General features: G+C 71.1%; 16 protein-coding genes. 6 read left to right on the forward strand and 10 right to left on the reverse strand.

Annotated elements, in window-relative coordinates:
• Positions 1 to 99 precede the first annotated feature (99 nt).
• From ACFQ9V_RS16430 to map, 8 genes are all read right to left on the reverse strand, one after another.
• Positions 100 to 804, reverse strand: coding sequence for a response regulator (locus ACFQ9V_RS16430; protein ID WP_382460191.1), 705 nt, complete (start codon positions 802 to 804; stop codon positions 100 to 102).
• Entirely contained in the window at positions 801 to 3,353 is a 2,553-nt protein-coding gene (locus tag ACFQ9V_RS16435; RefSeq protein WP_382460192.1) for a DUF4118 domain-containing protein, read from the reverse strand. The genes ACFQ9V_RS16430 and ACFQ9V_RS16435 overlap by 4 nt, the downstream gene beginning before the upstream one ends.
• A 32-nt stretch (positions 3,354 to 3,385) precedes the next feature.
• The gene (kdpC, locus tag ACFQ9V_RS16440) at positions 3,386 to 4,006 is read right to left on the reverse strand and encodes a potassium-transporting ATPase subunit KdpC (protein ID WP_382460193.1); all 621 of its coding nucleotides are present in this window, start codon (positions 4,004 to 4,006) and stop codon (positions 3,386 to 3,388) included.
• 26 nt (positions 4,007 to 4,032) lie between these two features.
• The gene (gene kdpB, locus ACFQ9V_RS16445; RefSeq protein WP_382460194.1) at positions 4,033 to 6,162 is read right to left on the reverse strand and encodes a potassium-transporting ATPase subunit KdpB; all 2,130 of its coding nucleotides are present in this window, start codon (positions 6,160 to 6,162) and stop codon (positions 4,033 to 4,035) included.
• A 2-nt stretch (positions 6,163 to 6,164) separates the two neighbouring features.
• Positions 6,165 to 7,829: a potassium-transporting ATPase subunit KdpA gene (gene kdpA / locus ACFQ9V_RS16450; RefSeq protein ID WP_382460195.1), complete on the reverse strand. Its 1,665-nt coding sequence runs from the start codon at positions 7,827 to 7,829 to the stop codon at positions 6,165 to 6,167.
• Between the two features lies 1 nt (position 7,830).
• Entirely contained in the window at positions 7,831 to 7,920 is a 90-nt protein-coding gene (locus ACFQ9V_RS16455; protein WP_370053922.1) for a potassium-transporting ATPase subunit F, read from the reverse strand.
• A 231-nt stretch (positions 7,921 to 8,151) separates the two neighbouring features.
• A complete protein-coding gene (gene ppgK / locus ACFQ9V_RS16460; protein WP_382460196.1) occupies positions 8,152 to 8,967 on the reverse strand; it encodes a polyphosphate--glucose phosphotransferase in 816 nt (271 codons plus the stop codon).
• A 59-nt stretch (positions 8,968 to 9,026) separates the two neighbouring features.
• Entirely contained in the window at positions 9,027 to 9,893 is an 867-nt protein-coding gene (gene map, locus ACFQ9V_RS16465) for a type I methionyl aminopeptidase (protein ID WP_382460197.1), read from the reverse strand.
• 12 nt (positions 9,894 to 9,905) lie between these two features.
• Between map and ACFQ9V_RS16470 the strand changes: the two genes are divergently transcribed.
• On the forward strand, positions 9,906 to 10,118 hold the full coding sequence (locus tag ACFQ9V_RS16470; RefSeq protein ID WP_382460198.1) for an SPOR domain-containing protein: 213 nt from the start codon (positions 9,906 to 9,908) through the stop codon (positions 10,116 to 10,118).
• Positions 10,119 to 10,128: 10 nt separating this feature from the next.
• A complete protein-coding gene (locus tag ACFQ9V_RS16475) occupies positions 10,129 to 10,587 on the forward strand; it encodes a DUF6194 family protein (protein ID WP_382460199.1) in 459 nt (152 codons plus the stop codon).
• Here ACFQ9V_RS16475 and panB read toward each other — a convergent pair.
• Positions 10,584 to 11,435, reverse strand: a complete 852-nt coding sequence (gene panB / locus ACFQ9V_RS16480; protein ID WP_382460200.1) for a 3-methyl-2-oxobutanoate hydroxymethyltransferase — start codon at positions 11,433 to 11,435, stop codon at positions 10,584 to 10,586. The two genes, ACFQ9V_RS16475 and panB, sit on opposite strands and share 4 nt — an antisense overlap.
• Positions 11,436 to 11,527: 92 nt before the next feature.
• Here panB and glnA point away from each other — a divergent pair, with 92 nt between their 5' ends.
• From glnA to ACFQ9V_RS16500, 4 genes are read left to right on the forward strand one after another with little or no spacing between them, the layout of a single operon-like run.
• Positions 11,528 to 12,865, forward strand: a complete 1,338-nt coding sequence (glnA, locus tag ACFQ9V_RS16485) for a type I glutamate--ammonia ligase (RefSeq protein ID WP_382460201.1) — start codon at positions 11,528 to 11,530, stop codon at positions 12,863 to 12,865.
• 7 nt (positions 12,866 to 12,872) lie between these two features.
• Positions 12,873 to 15,896: a bifunctional [glutamine synthetase] adenylyltransferase/[glutamine synthetase]-adenylyl-L-tyrosine phosphorylase gene (locus ACFQ9V_RS16490; RefSeq protein WP_382460202.1), complete on the forward strand. Its 3,024-nt coding sequence runs from the start codon at positions 12,873 to 12,875 to the stop codon at positions 15,894 to 15,896.
• 60 nt (positions 15,897 to 15,956) lie between these two features.
• Positions 15,957 to 16,238 carry a type II toxin-antitoxin system RelE/ParE family toxin gene (locus ACFQ9V_RS16495; RefSeq protein WP_382460203.1) on the forward strand — a complete coding sequence of 94 codons (282 nt, stop codon included), beginning with the start codon at positions 15,957 to 15,959 and terminating at the stop codon, positions 16,236 to 16,238.
• A gap of 25 nt (positions 16,239 to 16,263) precedes the next feature.
• Complete coding sequence (locus ACFQ9V_RS16500; protein WP_382460204.1) at positions 16,264 to 16,560, forward strand: HigA family addiction module antitoxin; 297 nt, start codon at positions 16,264 to 16,266, stop codon at positions 16,558 to 16,560.
• A gap of 57 nt (positions 16,561 to 16,617) precedes the next feature.
• Here ACFQ9V_RS16500 and ACFQ9V_RS16505 read toward each other — a convergent pair whose 3' ends face one another.
• Complete coding sequence (locus tag ACFQ9V_RS16505; RefSeq protein ID WP_382460205.1) at positions 16,618 to 16,929, reverse strand: hypothetical protein; 312 nt, start codon at positions 16,927 to 16,929, stop codon at positions 16,618 to 16,620.
• Positions 16,930 to 17,200: the final 271 nt, after the last annotated feature.

Raw genomic sequence — 17,200 nt, forward strand, 5'->3', positions numbered from 1 at the left:
CGTATCGGCCGACCGGTTCCCTTCACGCCGAACCTCCGCCGAGGGGCACGTAAACGCCCCTAAAACGCGGTTTTAGGGGCGTTTACGTGCCCCTCGACGTCAGTCGGGGACGGGGTCGGGGTCGGGGGTGAAGCGGTAGCCCATGCCGGCCTCGGTCAGGAGGTAGCGGGGGGTGGAGGGGACAGGCTCCAGCTTCTTGCGGAGCTGGGCGAGGTACAGGCGCAGGTAGCCGGTGTCGTTGGTGTACTGCGGACCCCAGACCTGCGTGAGCAGCGCCTGCCGCGTGACCAGCCGGCGCGGGTTGCGCACCAGCACCTCCAGGATCGCCCACTCGGTCGGTGTGAGCCGCACCGGCGACTCCCCGTCGGCCGTGCGCTTCAGCACCTGATGGGCGGCCAGATCCACCGTGATGTCACCGAACCGCACCGCCGGCTCGTCGGCCGGGCCGGACTGGCGCCGCGTCAGCGCCCGGATGCGCGCGAGCAGCTCGTCGGCCGCGAACGGCTTTGTCACGTAGTCGTCGGCGCCCGCGTCGAGCGCGTCCACCTTGTCGGCCGAGCCGGTGCGGCCGGAGACGACCAGGATGGGGACGGTCGACCAGCCGCGCAGCCCCTCGATCACCTCGATGCCGTTCAGCTCGGGCATTCCGAGGTCGAGCATGACCAGCTCGGGATGGTGCTCCACCGCCTGCGTCAGGGCCTCCGCGCCGGTGCGGGCGGTGAGCACCTCGTAGCCGTGGGCGGTGAGGAGGATGCGGAGGGCGCGCAGGATCTGCTGGTCGTCGTCGGCGATCAGGATCCTCATGACGTCTCCTCGGTGCTCGGGGTGGCCGTTGTCGTGGCGGCGGGGTGCGGGGTGGTGGCAGGCGTGGTCGCGGCCGGCAGGGACACCACCATCGTGAGCCCGCCTCCCGGTGTGTCCTCGGCCTCCAGCGTGCCGCCCATCCCCTCGGCGAACCCCTTGGAGAGGGCGAGGCCCAGCCCGATCCCGGTGTCGTTGTCGGTGTCGCCCAGCCGCTGGAACGGCAGGAAGACGGCCTCGCGGCGCTCGCCGGGGATGCCGGGCCCGTGGTCGACGACGCGCAGTTGCACCGTCCCGCCGAACTCGCTGGCGCCGATGATGGGCGGCCGGCCGTCCGGCGAGAACCGCAGGGCGTTGCCGAGCAGGTTCACGAGGACGCGCTGCAGCAGCACCGCGTCGGCGAGGACCGGAGGCACGGACTCCGCCAGGTCCAGCTCCACCTTCGCGGGCCCCAGCCCCAGCTCTTCGAGTGCGGCCGGGATGACATCCTCCAGCTCGGTCGGCGCGAGCGAGACGCCGAGCACGCCCGCCTGCACGCGGCTCACGTCGAGGAGGTTGGTGACCAGCGTGGCCAAGCCGTCCAGACTGTCCTCCGCGGTCTCCAGCAGCGCCTCGCGGTCGCCGTCGCTGAGGGCGAGGTCGCGCTGGCGCAGCGTCGTGACGGCAGCCGTCGCCGCGGCGAGCGGGCGGCGGAGGTCGTGGCCCACGGCCGCCAGCAGCGCGCTGCGCACCCGGTCGGCCTCGGCGAGCGGGCCGAGCTCGCTCGCGGTCGCGGCGAGCTCGCGGTGCTCCAGCGCCGCGTCCAGCTGCGCGACGATCGCCGCGAGCAGGCGCCGGTCGGCGGCCTCCAGGTCGCGGCCGGACAGCTCCAGCGTGCCGCGGTCGCCCACCGCGATGCGCTGCGTGTGCTCGGAGTCCGACTCGCCGTCGGTGGAGACCACCTCGCCGCCGTCCAGGAGGCGCACCCCCGTGAGCGAGAACGCCTCGCGGGTGCGGGTCACCAGCGCCTGGAGCGCGTCCTCGCCGCGGATGACGCCGCCGGCCACTGTGGCCAGCAGCTCGGCCTCCGCGGCGGCGCGCTGGGCGGCACGAGTGCGCCGCGCCGCCTGGTCCACGACCAGGCTGACCAGTGCGGCGATGACCATGTAGAGGATCAGCGCCAGCAGGTGCAGCGGCTCGGCGATCGTGATCGTGTAGAGCGGGGCGACGAAGAAGTAGTCGAGCGTCAGCCCGGAGAGCAGCGCCGCGAACAGCGCAGGCCAGATCCCGCCGACCAGCGCGACCACCACCACCAGGAGCTGGTAGCTGAGCACATCGGCCGTCATCGACTCGCCAGAACGCATGCTCACCAGCACCAGCGTCAGCAGCGGGCCGCCGATCAGCGCCAGGAGGAAGCCGTAGACCTGCCGTCGTGCCGTGAGGCCGCCGCGCGGCCGCGGCAGTGAGAACCGGCCGCCCGCCCGGGAGTGCGTCACGATGTGCACGTCGATGTCGCCGGACTCCCTGACCACCGTCGCGCCGATCCCCGGCCCGGTCAGCAGCGCCGCGAGCCGGCTGCGCCGGGAGACCCCGATGACGAGCTGCGTCGCGTTCTCTCCGCGTGCGAACTCCACCAGCGCCTGCGGGATGTCGCTGCCGACCACCTGGTGGTAGCTGCCGCCGAGCTGCTCCACCAGCGCGCGCTGCGACGCGAGCGCGCCGGGGTTCGCCTCCCGGAGGCCGTCCTGGCTGGTCACATGCACCGCGAGCAGCTCGCCGCCGGCCGAGCGGGCGGCGATCCGGGCGCCGCGCCGCAGCAGCGTCTCGCCCTCCGGGCCGCCGGTGAGCGCGACGACGACGCGCTCGCGGGCCTCCCACTTGCCGGCGATGCCGTGCTCCGCGCGGTACTGCTGGAGGGCGCTGTCCACCTCGTCGGCCAGCCAGAGCAGCGCGAGCTCGCGCAGCGCGGTCAGGTTGCCGAGCCGGAAGTAGTTGGAGAGCGCGGCGTCCACTCGTGCCGCCGGGTACACGACGCCTTCGGCGAGCCGGTCGCGCAGCGCCTGCGGGGCGAGGTCGACCACCTCGATCTGGTCCGCGCGGCGCAGCACGGCGTCCGGGATGGTCTCCTGCTGCTGCACCCCGGTGATCTGCTCGACCACGTCGTTCAGCGACTCGATGTGCTGGATGTTGACCGTCGACATCACGTCGATGCCGGCCGCGAGCATCGCGTCCACGTCCTCCCAGCGCTTCGCGTTGCTGTGCGATCCGTCGTCGGGGCCGGGCGCGTTGGTGTGGGCGAGCTCGTCCACGAGCGCGAGCTGCGGCGCGCGGGCGAGCACGGCGTCGAGGTCGAGCTCGGTGAGCTCCACCCCGCGGTGCTCGACCGAGCGGCGCGGGACGACCTCCAGGCCCTCCAGCATCGAGGCGGTGGCGGCACGGCCGTGGGTCTCCACGACCGCGACCACGACGTCCTTGCCGAGCGCCTTCAGCCGCTTGCCCTCCTCGAGCATCGCGTACGTCTTGCCGACGCCGGGCGCCGCGCCGAGCATGACCCGGAGGTGGCCACGCGCCATTCGCTCTCGATCCCTCTCTCGATGTCGGCCGGTCAGCGGCCGAGCTGGGCGAGCGCCAGGTTGAGCTGGAGCACGTTCACGGTCGGGTCCCCGAGGTAGCCGAGGTCCCGTGCTTGAATCCTAGACTCGACCAGCTTCTTCACCGTTGCTTCCGGAAGCCCGCGGGCCTCAGCGACGCGCTTCACCTGCAGCAGGGCGTAGGCGGGGGAGATGTGCGGGTCGAGCCCCGAGCCGGAGGCGGTCACCGCGTCGGAGGGGATCGCCGACGCCGGCACGCCGTCCAGCTTCTCGATCGCGGCGGCGCGGTCCTGCACGGCCTTCACCTGCACCGGGTTGCCGGTGGCGAGGTTGCTGCCGGAGGACGCCGCCGCGTCGTAGCCGGCGGGGCCGTTCGACGTGGCCGCGGACGGGCGCGACTGGAACCACTGCGGCAGCGGGTTCCCCTTCTTGTCGGTGAAGGCCTGGCCGATGAGGGCCGAGCCGACGGTCTTCCCGTCCTGCGTGATCATCGACCCGTTCGCCTGTGCAGGGAAGGCGAGCTGCCCGATGCCGGTCACGACGAAGGTGTAGGCGACGCCGAGCGCGATCGTGAGCACGATCATGGCGCGGATGGCGACCCAGTACTGGCGCCAGGCGCCGCGGAGGCGGTTCATGTTCTGCGATTCCTTACTGTGGGTGGTCAGAATCCGGGGATGAGGGCGACGACGAGGTCGATCAGCTTGATGCCGATGAACGGCGCGATGATCCCGCCGAGCCCGTAGATGAGGAGGTTGCGGCCGAGCAGCGAGGACGCCGCCGACGGCCGGTAGCGCACGCCGCGCAGGGCGAGCGGGATGAGCAGCACGATCACGATCGCGTTGAAGATCACCGCCGAGAGGATGGCGGAGGCGGGCGAGTGCAGCCCCATCACGTTGAGCACCGCGAGGCCGGGGAAGGCCCCGACGAACATCGCGGGGATGATCGCGAAGTACTTCGCCACGTCGTTCGCGATCGAGAACGTGGTGAGTGCGCCGCGGGTGATCAGGAGCTGCTTGCCGATCCGGACGATGTCGATGAGCTTGGTCGGGTCGGAGTCGAGGTCGACCATGTTGCCGGCCTCCTTCGCCGCCGACGTGCCGGTGTTCATCGCGACCCCGACGTCGGCCTGCGCGAGCGCCGGCGCGTCGTTGGTGCCGTCGCCGGTCATAGCGACCAGGGCGCCGCCCTCCTGCTCGCGGCGGATGAGCGCGAGCTTGTCCTCGGGCTTGGCCTCGGCGAGGAAGTCGTCCACGCCGGCCTCCGCCGCGATCGCCTTGGCGGTGAGCGGGTTGTCGCCGGTGACCATGACGGTGCGGATGCCCATCTTCCGGAGGTCGGCGAAGCGCTCGGCCAGGCCCTCCTTCACGATGTCCTTGAGGTAGACGACGCCGAGGAGGCGGGCGGAGCCATCCGCGTCGCGCGTCGCCACCGCGAGCGGGGTGCCGCCGACCTGGGAGATGCGCTCGACCTCGCGGTCCAGCTCGGCCAGGGCCGAAGCCGGGGGAGGCGTGGTCTCGCGCACCCAGGTGACGACGGCGCTCGCCGCACCCTTGCGCACCTGCGAGCCGTCCGGGAGGTCGAGCCCGCTCATCCGGGTCTGCGCCGTGAACGGCACGATCTCGCCCTCGATGTGCTCCGGCCGCACGTAGCCGAGCGTCTCGGCCAGCTCGACCACCGAGACTCCCTCCGGCGTCGGGTCGCTCAGCGAGGACTCCGCCGCCGCCCGCACGAGCTCGTCGCCGCCCGTGCCGCCGACGGCCGTGAACTCGCTGGCCCGGCGGTTGCCGTAGGTGATGGTCCCGGTCTTGTCGAGCAGCAGGGTGGTCACGTCGCCCGCGGCCTCCACCGCGCGGCCCGACATGGCGAGCACGTTGTGCTGCACCAGGCGGTCCATGCCGGCGATGCCGATGGCCGAGATGAGCGCCCCGATCGTCGTGGGGATGAGGCAGACCAGCAGCGCGACCAGCACAGGGACGGTCGGCGACACGTTCGAGTAGCCGGCGACCGGCTGGAGGACGAGGACCACGATCACGAAGATGATCGACAGGCTGGCCAGCAGGATGTTGAGCGCGATCTCGTTGGGGGTCTTCTGCCGGGAGGCGCCCTCCACGAGCGCGATCATCCGGTCGACGAAGGTCTCGCCCGGCTTGCTGGTGATCCGCACCACGATGCGGTCGGAGAGCACCCGGGTGCCGCCGGTCACCGCGCTGCGGTCGCCGCCGGACTCGCGCACCACCGGGGCGGACTCGCCCGTGATGGCCGACTCGTCCACCGTGGCGATGCCGCGGATGACGTCGCCGTCGCCCGGGATGAGCTCGCCCGTCGTGACCACGACCACGTCGCCGAGCCGCAGGTCGCTGGAGGTGATCTGCTCGGTCGCGGCGGTCAGCGCCTCCGCGTCTCCGGCCTCGTCGTAGTGCGCCACGCGTGTCGCCACCGTGGTGGAGCGCGTCTTGCGGAGGGTGGCCGCCTGCGCCTTGCCGCGCCCCTCGGCGACCGACTCCGCCAGGTTGGCGAACAGCACGGTCAGCCAGAGCCACGCCGCGATGCTCCAGGTGAAGGCGAGCGTCGCCGGTCCAGCGCCGCCCGCGCCGAGGAACGGCTGGGCGATCGCGATCACGGTCGTGAGCGCGGCGCCGACCTCCACGATGAACATCACCGGGTTGCGCCACATGAAGCGCGGGTCGAGCTTGCGCAGCGCCCCGGGGAGGGCCGCGACGAGCTGCCGGGCCGAGAACGCCCCGGCCGGGGTGGCGACCGTGCGGTTCGCCGTCGAGTGGATGGTGGTCATGGTCAGTGCAGCCCTTCCGCCAGGGGACCCAGCGCGAGAACGGGGAAGTAGGTGAGTGCGGAGACCAGCAGGATGGTGCCGGCCATCAGCCCGACGAAGAGCGGGCGGTGCGTGGGGAGCGTGCCGGCGGTCGCGGGGATCCTGTTCTGGGCCGCGAGCGAGCCGGCCAGCGCGAGCACGAAGACGATCGGCACGAACCGGCCGAGGAACATCGCGACGCCGAGCGCCGTGTTGAACCAGGGCGTGGCCGCCGTGAGGCCCGCGAAGGCCGAGCCGTTGTTGTTCGCCGCCGAGGTGAACGCGTAGAGCACCTCGCTGAAGCCGTGCAGCCCGGGGTTGAGGATGGAGGTCTTCTCCACGTCCGCGCGGATCGCGGGGACCGCGAAGCTCAGCCCGGTGCCCAGCAGCACGATCGCCGGGGTGGTCAGGATGTAGAGGCTCGCGAGCTTGATCTCGCGCGGGCCGAGCTTCTTGCCGAGGTACTCGGGCGTGCGGCCGACCATCAGCCCGGCGAGGAACACCGCGATGACCGCGATGACGAGGATGCCGTACAGTCCCGATCCGACGCCGCCGGGCACGGTCTCGCCGAGCATCATGTTGATCATCGCCATCATCCCGCCGAGCGGGGTGTAGCTGTCGAGCATCGAGTTCACCGCGCCGGTCGAGGTGGTCGTGGCCGCGGTGTTGAACAGCGTCGAGCCGAGCGTCCCGAACACCGTCTCCTTGCCCTCCATCGACCCGCCCAGCTCGAACAGCGTCATGGCGACGAGCGAGACCAGGAACAGCGAGCCCATCGTCGCCAGGATCGCGTAGCCCTGGCGCTTGTCGCCGACCATCGTGCCGAACGTGCGGGGCAGCGAGAACGGGATGACGAGCATGAGGAAGATCTCGACGAGGTTCGTCCAGGCCGTCGGGTTCTCGAACGGATGCGCCGAGTTGACGTTGAAGAAGCCGCCGCCGTTCGTGCCGAGCAGCTTGATCGCCTCCTGGGAGGCCACCGGCCCGCCCGGGATGGACTGCGTCGCTCCCGCGATCGTGTGCACCGTGTCGAAGCCGCCGACGTTCTGGATGACGCCGCCGGCGATCAGCACGACGGCCGAGACCAGGGCCAGCGGCAGGAGGACGCGGCCGGTGCCGCGGATCAGGTCCACCCAGAAGTTGCCGATCCCGGCCTGGGTGAAGGCGCCACGGCTGCGGCGGGCCGCGAAGCCGCGGACCAGGGCGACCGCGACGGCGATGCCGACCGCGGCGGACACGAAGTTCTGCACCGCGAGCGCAGCGAACTGCACCGTGTAGCCGAGGGTCACGTCGGGGGAGTACGACTGCCAGTTCGTGTTGGTCACGAACGAGATGGCGGTGTTGAACGCCGTGCCCTCCGGGACGGCGGGGAAGCCGAGGCTGTACGGCAGGAACTGCTGCAGCCGCTGGAGCCCGTAGACGATCAGGATGCCGACCACGGAGAACGCGAGCACGCCGCGCAGGTAGGCGGGCCAGGACTGCTCCGACCGTGGGTCGATGCCGATCAGCCGGTAGACGCCCCGCTCGACGGCGAGGTCCTTGTCGGTCGTGAAGACCCGGGCGAGGTAGTCGCCGAGCGGGCGGTAGGCGAGGGCGAGCAGGAGGACGAGGGTCGCGAGCTGAGCGACGAACAACCAGAACGTCCCCATCTCAGAACCGCTCCGGCTTGACCAGGGCGACGACGAGGTAGCCGATCGCCGCGACGCCGAGCAGCGCGGCGATCAGGGTGATGACGATCACAGTTTCTCGACCCCCCGGCCGACGAGCGCGACGACGAACGCCAGCGCTGCGACGGCGAGAAGGTAGACGAGGTCAAGCACGACTCTCTCCATCCATCGGGATGCCCCGGCCGGGCGGCCGGGGACGAGAGAGAGTCCACACCCGGGTGAGGGCGCGGGTGACGGTCCTGACGCTTTTCTAACGGGCCTGCGCCCGATCCATGCGGATCGCTGACGGGCGCCGCGCTCGCGCCTAGTTGTCGGGCGTGATCCCGACCTCCGCCGACCGGCCGCGGGCTCCCGCGTCGCGCCGCTCGTTACGCACGGCGAGGGCGGCGGCGCCGAGGATGCCCGCGTTGTTGCGGTGAGTGGCAGGGACGATCATCGTGTTGAGCTCCAGCAGCGGGAGGAAGTCCGTGTAGTTCTTGGACACGCCTCCGCCCACGATGAACAGGTCGGGGGTGAACAGGAACTCGAGCGTCGAGTAGTACTTCTGCAGCCGCTTGGCCCACTTCTCCCAGGAGAGGTCTTCGCGCTCCTTCGCCGAGTAGGCCGCCCGCGACTCGGCGTCGTGGCCTTCGATCTCCAGGTGGCCGAGCTCCGCATTCGGGATCAGCACGCCGTCGTAGATGAGCGCCGATCCGATGCCGGTGCCGAGCGTCGTCATGATGACGAGGCCGTCCGTGCCCTTCGCCGCGCCGAAGCGCGTCTCGGCGTAGCCCGCCGCGTCCGCGTCGTTGACGAAGTGGATGGGCCGGCCCAGTGCCTTCTCGAACAGCTCCTCGGCGTGCAGCCCGATCCACTTCTTGGACACGTTGGCCGCCGAGAGGGTGACGCCATGGCTGACGATCGCCGGGAAGCAGACGCCGACCGGAGCGTCCGGCTCCTCGGCGGCCAGCTTCTCGACGATCTCCTTGGTGGTCTCGACGATGTCGTCCGGCTTGCCGCCCTCCGGGGTGGGGAGCTTGATCCTGTCGCTGATCAGCTCACCGGTCTCGAGGTCGACCAGCGCCCCCTTGATGCCCGTTCCGCCGACGTCGATGCCGATTGCGTGGTTCTGCGCGCTCATGCGTCGAATCTACCCCGCGGTCCGGCGCGGCGGCAGCAGGCCCGGCGGCGGTCAGGCCGTCACGGCAGCGTCAGGATCTCCGCGCCCCGCTCCGTGACCACGAGCGTGTGCTCGAACTGGGCCGTGATGCTGCGGTCGCGGGTGACGACCGTCCAGTCGTCTGCCCACAGGTCCCACTCGTGCGAGCCCAGCGTCAGCATCGGCTCGATGGTGAACACCATCCCGACCTCCATCACGTCGTCGAACGCGGGTGCGGCGTCGTAGTGCGGGATGATCAGTCCGGAGTGGAAGGTCGCGCCGACGCCGTGCCCGGTGAAGTCGCGCACCACCCCGTAACCGAAGCGCTTGGCGTACGACTCGATGGCGCGGCCCATCACGTTGACCTGGCGGCCGGGCGCGACCGCCTTGATGCCGCGGCTCAGCGCCTCCCTGGTCCGCTCCACGAGGAGGGTGACCTCCTGCGACGCCGTGCCGACGATGAAGGTCTGGTTGCTGTCGCCGTGGAAGGCGTTCTTGTAGGCGGTGATGTCGATGTTGACGATGTCGCCGTGCTCGAGCACGGTGTCGTCCGGGATGCCGTGGCAGACGACCTCGTTGACCGAGCTGCAGATCGACTTGGGATAGCCGCGGTAGCCGAGCGTCGAGGGGTAGGCGTCGTGCTCGATGAGGAACTCGTGGCCGATCGCGTCCAGCTCCTCAGTGGTGATGCCGGGGCGCACCGCCTCGCCGACCCGCTCGATGGCGCGCGCGGCGATCCGGCCGGACTCCCGGATCAGCTCGATCTCCGCCGGGGAGTAGACGTCGCCGCGGTCCGACGGGGTCGGTCCCTGCTTGCCGACGTACTCCGGCCGCGGGATGCGGGACGGGACGGAGCGCATCGCGGTGACGCGTCCCGGAACCAGGTGACCGGCGGAATCCTTGGGCATAGGATCAAGCTTATGACCGGCGAGAACGACTACGGCATCGAGCAGGATGCCGAGCACAAGTACTGGTACAACATGAAGACCGGCCAGGTCGAGCAGGGTTTCCTCTCGCCCGCCCCGGACCGCGTCGGCCCGTTCGACACCCGCGTGGAGGCCGAGCACGCGCTCGAGAAGCTCCGCGAGAACAGCGCGAAGTGGGCCGAGGAGGACGCCGAGGACAACCGTTAGCGAGTCCATCATGACGATGGAGCGGATCCTCGCGGAGGTCAGGGGCTTCGACGGAGTGCTGGAGCTCGCGCCGCAGCCCGGCAGCGAGTACCCGGAGATCTCCTGGGGCGACCACTTCTTCTATTACGCGCCGGACGGCGTCGTGCCGACCAACCGGCAGCCGTACGCGACGATCGTCACGAAGGACTACCCGGACGACGTGGCCTCCCGGCTCGACGATCCCGCGCGCTGGCGGCTCAACGTCCACGTGGGAGCGCAGGCGACGGCCGAGCTGACGGGTGGGGCCACCACGGGCTACGACGCCGAGGACGTCTTCCTCCCGCACCCGCTCTACGGCGACTACGGCTGGGTGTGCGTCGTGAACCCCGGTCCTGCCACGGTCGATCGCGCGCTGGCGGCCTTGCGCGACGCGCACGCCGACGACCGGCGCCGGGTCGAGCGCCGCCGGGCAGCGTCAGACGACGCCTAGAAGCTGTGCTCCGGGCCGGGGAACACCCCGCCCTGCACGTCCGACTTGTACGTGCGCGCGGCCTCCGACAGTGCGCCCTTCAGGTCCGCGTACTGCTTGACGAACCGGGGGATGCGCCCGGTCGTGAACCCGGCCCAGTCCGTCCACACCAGCAGCTGGCCGTCCACGTGCGGCCCGGCGCCGACGCCGATCGTCGGGATGCGCAGCTCCTGTGTGACCCGCTGGGCCACGTCCGCCGGCACCATCTCCATCACCACCGCGAACGCCCCGGCGTCCTCGACCGCGTGCGCGTCGGCGAGGATCTGCTCCGCGCCCTCGCCGCGGCCCTGCACGAGGTGGCCGCCGAGCCCGTGCTCGCTCTGCGGGGTGAAGCCGATGTGCGCCATCACCGGGATGCCGGCGCCCACGATGCGCCGGATCTGCTTGGCGCTGCGCTGGCCGCCCTCCAGCTTGACCGCGTGCGCCCCGGTCTCCTTCATGAATCGCACGGCGGTGTGCAGCGCCTCCAGCGGCCCGGTCTCGTAGGAGCCGAACGGCATGTCGGCGACGACGAACGCGCGCTTCACGGCCTTCGCGACGGCGCGGGTCAGCGGGATCAGGTCGTCCACCGTCACCGGGAGCGTCGTGTCGTAACCCAGGACGTTGTTGCCGGCCGAGTCGCCGACCAGCAGGAAGTCGATGCCCGCCTCGTCGAAGATCTGGGCGGTCAGCATGTCGTAGCTGGTCAGCCCGGTGAACGGCTCGCCCGCCTCCTTGGCCGCCTGGAAGTGACGGGTCCGCACCCGCTTCAGCGACTCCATCGACGAGGTGGTGGGGTGGACGGAGGGCACAGGTGACTGCTCGCTCATGCGCCTCAGTCTAGTGACGCGGCACCGGCGGTCATCGGGCGGGTTTGCGCGCGCGGAGCCACTAGTCTGGAGGGGCCGACGAAAGGGGCAGGATGGACAAGCAGCGCGACTTCGTTCTTCGCACCATCGAGGAGCGCGGCGTCAAGTTCGTGAGGCTGTGGTTCACCGACGTCGTCGGCACGCTCAAATCCGTCGCGATCGCGCCGGCCGAGGTCGAGGGCGCGTTCACCGAGGGCCTCGGCTTCGACGGCTCGGCCATCGAGGGCCTGACCCGCGCGTTCGAGTCCGACCTGCTGGCGCATCCCGACCCCACCACGTTCCAGATCCTGCCGTGGCGTGGGGAGGTCGACCCGACCGCCCGCATGTTCTGCGACATCACGACGCCCGACGGCCAGCCGTCCGTCTCCGACCCGCGCAACGTGCTCAAGCGCACGCTCGAGAAGGCGGCCGACCGCGGCTTCACCTTCTACACGCACCCGGAGATCGAGTTCTACCTGCTCAAGTCCTCCACCTTCGGCGACGAGGGCCCGGAGCCCGTGGACTCCGCCGGCTACTTCGACAACGTCCCCGGCGGCACGGCGCACGACTTCCGCCGCCGCTCGGTGCGGATGCTGGAAGACCTCGGCATCTCGGTGGAGTTCAGCCACCACGAGGCCGGTCCCGGCCAGAACGAGATCGACCTCCGTTACGCCGACGCGCTGACCACGGCCGACAACATCATGACGTTCCGCACGGTCATCAAGGAGGTGGCCATCGAGCAGGGCGTATACGCGACCTTCATGCCGAAGCCGCTCTCCGGCCACCCGGGCTCGGGCATGCACACCCACATGTCGCTGTTCGAGGGCGACACCAACGCGTTCTTCGAGGCCGGCGCGCAGTACCAGCTCTCGCAGACCGGACGGCAGTTCATCGCCGGCCTGCTCAAGCATGCGCCGGAGATCACCGCGGTCACGAACCAGTTCGTCAACTCCTACAAGCGGCTCTGGGGCGGCGACGAGGCCCCGAGCTTCGTCTGCTGGGGCCACAACAACCGCTCCGCGCTGGTGCGCGTGCCGCTCTACAAGCCCAACAAGGGCCAGAGCTCGCGCGTCGAGTACCGCGCGATCGACTCCGCCGCGAACCCGTACCTGTCGTTCTCGCTGATGCTGGCCGCGGGTCTCAAGGGCATCGAGGGCGGCTATGAGCTGCCGCCGGAGGCCGAGGACAACGTCTGGGCGCTGTCCGACGCCGAGCGCCGCGCGCTCGGCTATAACCAGCTCCCGGCCAGCCTCGACCACGCCATCTCGCTGATGGAGGACTCCGAGCTGGTCGCCGAGACCCTCGGCGAGTCGGTCTTCAACTACGTGCTGCTGAACAAGCGGCGCGAGTGGGCGGAGTACCGGGCGCAGGTCACGCCGTTCGAGCTGCGGTCGAACCTCGAGATCCTCTGACCGGCACGTGACCCGCGAGCAGCTCTCCCTCACGACGCTGGCTCGCGCCGGTTTCGTGGGGCTGAGCTCGGTCCGCGGCGAGCTGGACGAGCTGGTCGAGCTGACCGGCTTCGGCGTGGACGACCTCCTGCCCGCGCTGTCGGCGGCCGCGGATCCGGACACCGCGCTCGCGCTGGCCCTGCGGCTGCTGCGGCACGCGCCGGTGCAGACCGCGCGCTACGTGCCGTCGCGGAACGACGCGCGCCGTGTGTTCCGGGTGATCGGCGCGTCCGAGGGCGCCGCCGAGTTCTTCCTGCGCCAGCCGGCCGAGCTGGGCGCGCTCGACTACCCGGTCACCGCGCTGCCGACCGCTGACGAGCTGCGCGCCGATCTGCTCGACTCCGTCGGCGCCGTGGACGGGGTCGCCGCGATCGAGGACGACGCCGCGCGCACCGCCCTCCGCGTGCGCTACCGCCGCCGGCTCGTGCAGCTCGCCAGCTTCGACCTCGATCAGGAGGACCCGGTCGCCGGGTTCGACGGCGTCGCCGCTGCGCTGTCCGACCTCGCCGCCGCCGCACTGGAGGCCTCCCTCGCTGTCGCCCGCCGGCAGACCATCGGAACCGGTCCCGGCCGGTTCCCGGAGGCCGAGGTGCGAGCCACCCGGTTCGCGATCATCGGCATGGGCAAGGCCGGCGCGCGCGAGCTCAACTACGTCAGCGACGTCGACGTCATCTACGTCACAGAGGGCGATGAGGAGGCCGGCCTCAGCTCCGGCCGCGCCGTGGACATCGCCACGCGGCTGGCGATGCTGACGCAGCGTGGCATCCACGAGCCGGCGATCGAGCCCGGCCTCTGGGAGGTCGACCCCAACCTGCGGCCGGAGGGCAAGGACGGCGCGCTCGTTCGCACCCTGGAGTCGCACATCGCGTACTACGACCGCTGGGCGAAGGGCTGGGAGTTTCAGGCGCTCCTGAAGGCCAGGCCCCTTGCGGGCGACCTCGAGCTGGGCGAGCGCTACGTCGCCGCGCTCGCGCCGAAGGTGTGGAGCAGCGCATCGCGCGAGAACTTCGTGGAGTCGGTGCAGCGGATGCGCGAGCGCGTCACCGACAACATCCCCGACGACGAGACCCACTACCAGATCAAGCTCGGCCCGGGCGGCCTGCGCGATGTCGAGTTCACCGTGCAGCTCCTCCAGCTCGTCCACGGCCAGACCGACGAGCGGGTGCGGCAGCGGGACACGCTGTCCGCCCTCGCCGCTCTGGCCGCGCAGGGCTACATCGGCCGGGAGGAGGCCGCCGCCTTCTCGCAGGACTACCGCACGCTGCGCCTGATGGAGCACCGTCTCCAGCTGCGCCACCTCAGCCGCACGCACCTGATGCCGCGCGACGAGGGCGACGTGCGCATCCTGGCCCGCGCGACCGGGCTGGCGCCGAGCGCCGAGCAGCTCCTGGTGCGCTGGAACGCGATCAAGCACCGGGTCCGCGGGCTCCACGAGCGCCTGTTCTACCGCCCGCTGCTCAGCGCGGTCGCCGCCATGCCCACCGACGACACCGGGCTGACCGGGGGAGCAGGGCTGACCAGCGAGCAGGCCGAGGCCCGGCTCGCCGCGATCGGCTTCCGCGACCCGCGCGGCGCGCTCGCGCACATCGCCGCGCTCACCGCCGGCGTCTCGCGGCGGGCGACCATCCAGCGCCACCTGCTGCCCGTGCTGCTGCAGTGGTTCGCCGCTGGAGCGGACCCCGACTACGGCCTCCTGACCTTCCGCCGGCTCAGCGAGGACCTGGGCACGACGCACTGGTACCTGAAGATGCTGCGCGACTCCACCGGCGCGGCCGAGCGGCTCACCCGGGTGCTGTCCGGGTCGCGGTACGCCGGCGAGCTGCTCGGCCGCATCCCGGAGTCCGTCGCCTGGCTGGAGTCGGAGGAGGAGCTGCGCCCGCGCACGGCCGAGGTGCTGCGCGAGGAGACCGCCGCGATCCTCGGCCGGCACCAGTCCGCGGCGACCGCAGCCGCGTCGCTGCGTGCCGTCCGCCGCCGCGAGGTGCTGCGCCTGGCGTTCTCGGCGATCCTCGGCTTCGCCACGATCGAGGAGCTGGCCCGCGGGCTGACCGCCGTCAACGAGAACGTGATCCAGGGAGTGCTGTCCGCGATCCGCGCCGAACGCGGCGACGCGGCCGACCTGGAGTTCGCCATCATCGGCATGGGCCGCTTCGGCGGCACCGAGCTCGGCTTCGGCTCCGACCTCGACGTGATGTACGTCTTCCGCCCGCTCGCCGCCGAGCAGGACGCCGCGCACAAGGCCGCCTTGGCGATCGTCGCGGACCTCAACCGTCTGACGGACGACAACCGCCTCCCGCTCGACCTCGACATCGGCCTGCGCCCCGAGGGCAAGAACGGCCCGCCGGTCCGCTCGCTGGAGGCCTACCGCGCGTACTACAAGCGCTGGTCGCTGACCTGGGAGGCCCAGGCCTTGCTGCGCGCCCGCGGCGTCGCCGGGGACGAGGCATTGCTCGCCGACTTCCACACGGTGGCCGACGAGGTCCGCTACCCGGCCGCGATCGGCGAGCAGGAGGTCCGCGAGGTCAAGCGCATCAAGGCCAGAGTGGAGAACGAACGCCTCCCGCAGGGCGCCGACCCGGCCCGCCACCTCAAGCTCGGCCGCGGCTCGCTGAGCGACGTCGAGTGGTTCGTCCAGCTCATCCAGCTCCAGCACGCTGCCGCGATCCCGGCCCTGCGCACGACGTCGACCCTGGACGCGCTGGCGGTCGCCGTCGACAACGACCTGGTGGCGGAGGACGACGCGGCCAAGCTCCGCGAGGCCTGGCTGCTGGCCTCCCGCGCCCGCTCGGCGATGACGCTCTGGACCAACAAGACAGCGGATGTCCTCCCGGCCGACCGCGTCGCCCTGGAGGGCGTCGCCCGCCTCCTGGAGTACCCGCCGGGCTCGGCGAGCCGCCTGGAGGAGGACTACCTCGCGGTCACCCGCCGCGCGCGGGCGGTGTTCGAGCGCGCCTTCTACGGCCTCCCGCAGCGGCCGACACCCACTGGGTGAATAGCAACGCCGCGTGTCAATAACGCCTTGCATTAATAACACAACGCGTTACTATGGACCATGCTCCAATCATTCGTCGACCGCGACGCCGAGGCAGTCTGGCTCGGTCTGCCGTCCCGGCGAATCCATCCCGATATCCACCGGATCGCCCGAAGGAAGTTGGCAATGCTCAACGCGGCAGCGGTGCTCGAAGACTGCAGGGTGCCGCCGGGCAACCGGCTCGAAAAGCTCCGCGGAGACCGGAACGGCCGATACAGCATCCGCATCAACGGCCAGTTCCGAATCTGCTTCACCTGGACGGACGGAGGTCCGGCGGATGTCGAGATCGTCGATTATCACTGACCACGAGACTCAAGGAGGTAGCGCGATGACCGATCCGATCACTGACCCGATCACCCCCGGGGAGATCCTCTCCGAGGAGTTCATGGCCCCGCTCGGGCTCACGAAGTACGCGCTCGCGAAGGCCGTCCACGTCCCGGCGCAACGCATCGGCGACATCGTGAACGGAAAGCGGGCCATCACCCCTGACACCGCGCTCCGGTTCGCGCGGGCGTTCGGGACGACGGCCGAGTTCTGGCTGAACCTGCAGGCCCACCACGACATCGAGGTCGCCCTCGCCACGCACCGGGCCGAGTTCGACGACATCGTTCCGCTGGCCGGCTGACCCCCGCACCGTCCGGGCCCGCGCACCGCACACGGCACACCGACCCGGACGGACGACTCACATCCCAGGAACGGGCGTCAACTCGTAGACGTCGATGGTGCCACCCATCGCGCGATGCGGGTGGCCGGTGAGGAGGCCCTCGACGGCGTCCGCGCCGTCGGCCTCGATGAGGGTGTAGCCGCCGACGCTGCGGTCGGCTCCGTCGGAGACGGCGGCCGTCGGCGCGCCGAAGTCGATCAGGCCGGCCCCGACCTGCTGGGCCCAGGCGTTCCAGGCGGCGTTCATCTGCTCGGCCTGCTCGGGGGTGGGTTCCGGCATCGAGGCCATCGCCTCGGGGTCGGCGCGGTAGAGGAGGAGGTAACGGGCCATGTTGGGGTCCTTCCGTTTCGCGCGCGGGCCGGGGTTGGCCCGGGCGTCACCGAATCTAGTGCTGCACCGGCGGGGAGGGAACAGCCGGAGGGCAACCTGCGACAGTTTTCACCTGTCCGCACCTGCGCGCTCACCCGCGGTTTCTGGGAGTTCATCGGGCGTCCGCTGACCACGGCGGTTTTCGGTGGGACGATCGGGAGGCCCGAAGCGCGCTCGACCCCCGTATCCGACCCGTGGCGCCCCCGAAGCGCCTCCACCGCGAGTCCGAGCA

The organism is Leifsonia sp. NPDC056665, assembly GCF_042791795.1.
In the GTDB taxonomy this organism is placed as follows: domain Bacteria; phylum Actinomycetota; class Actinomycetes; order Actinomycetales; family Microbacteriaceae; genus Leifsonia.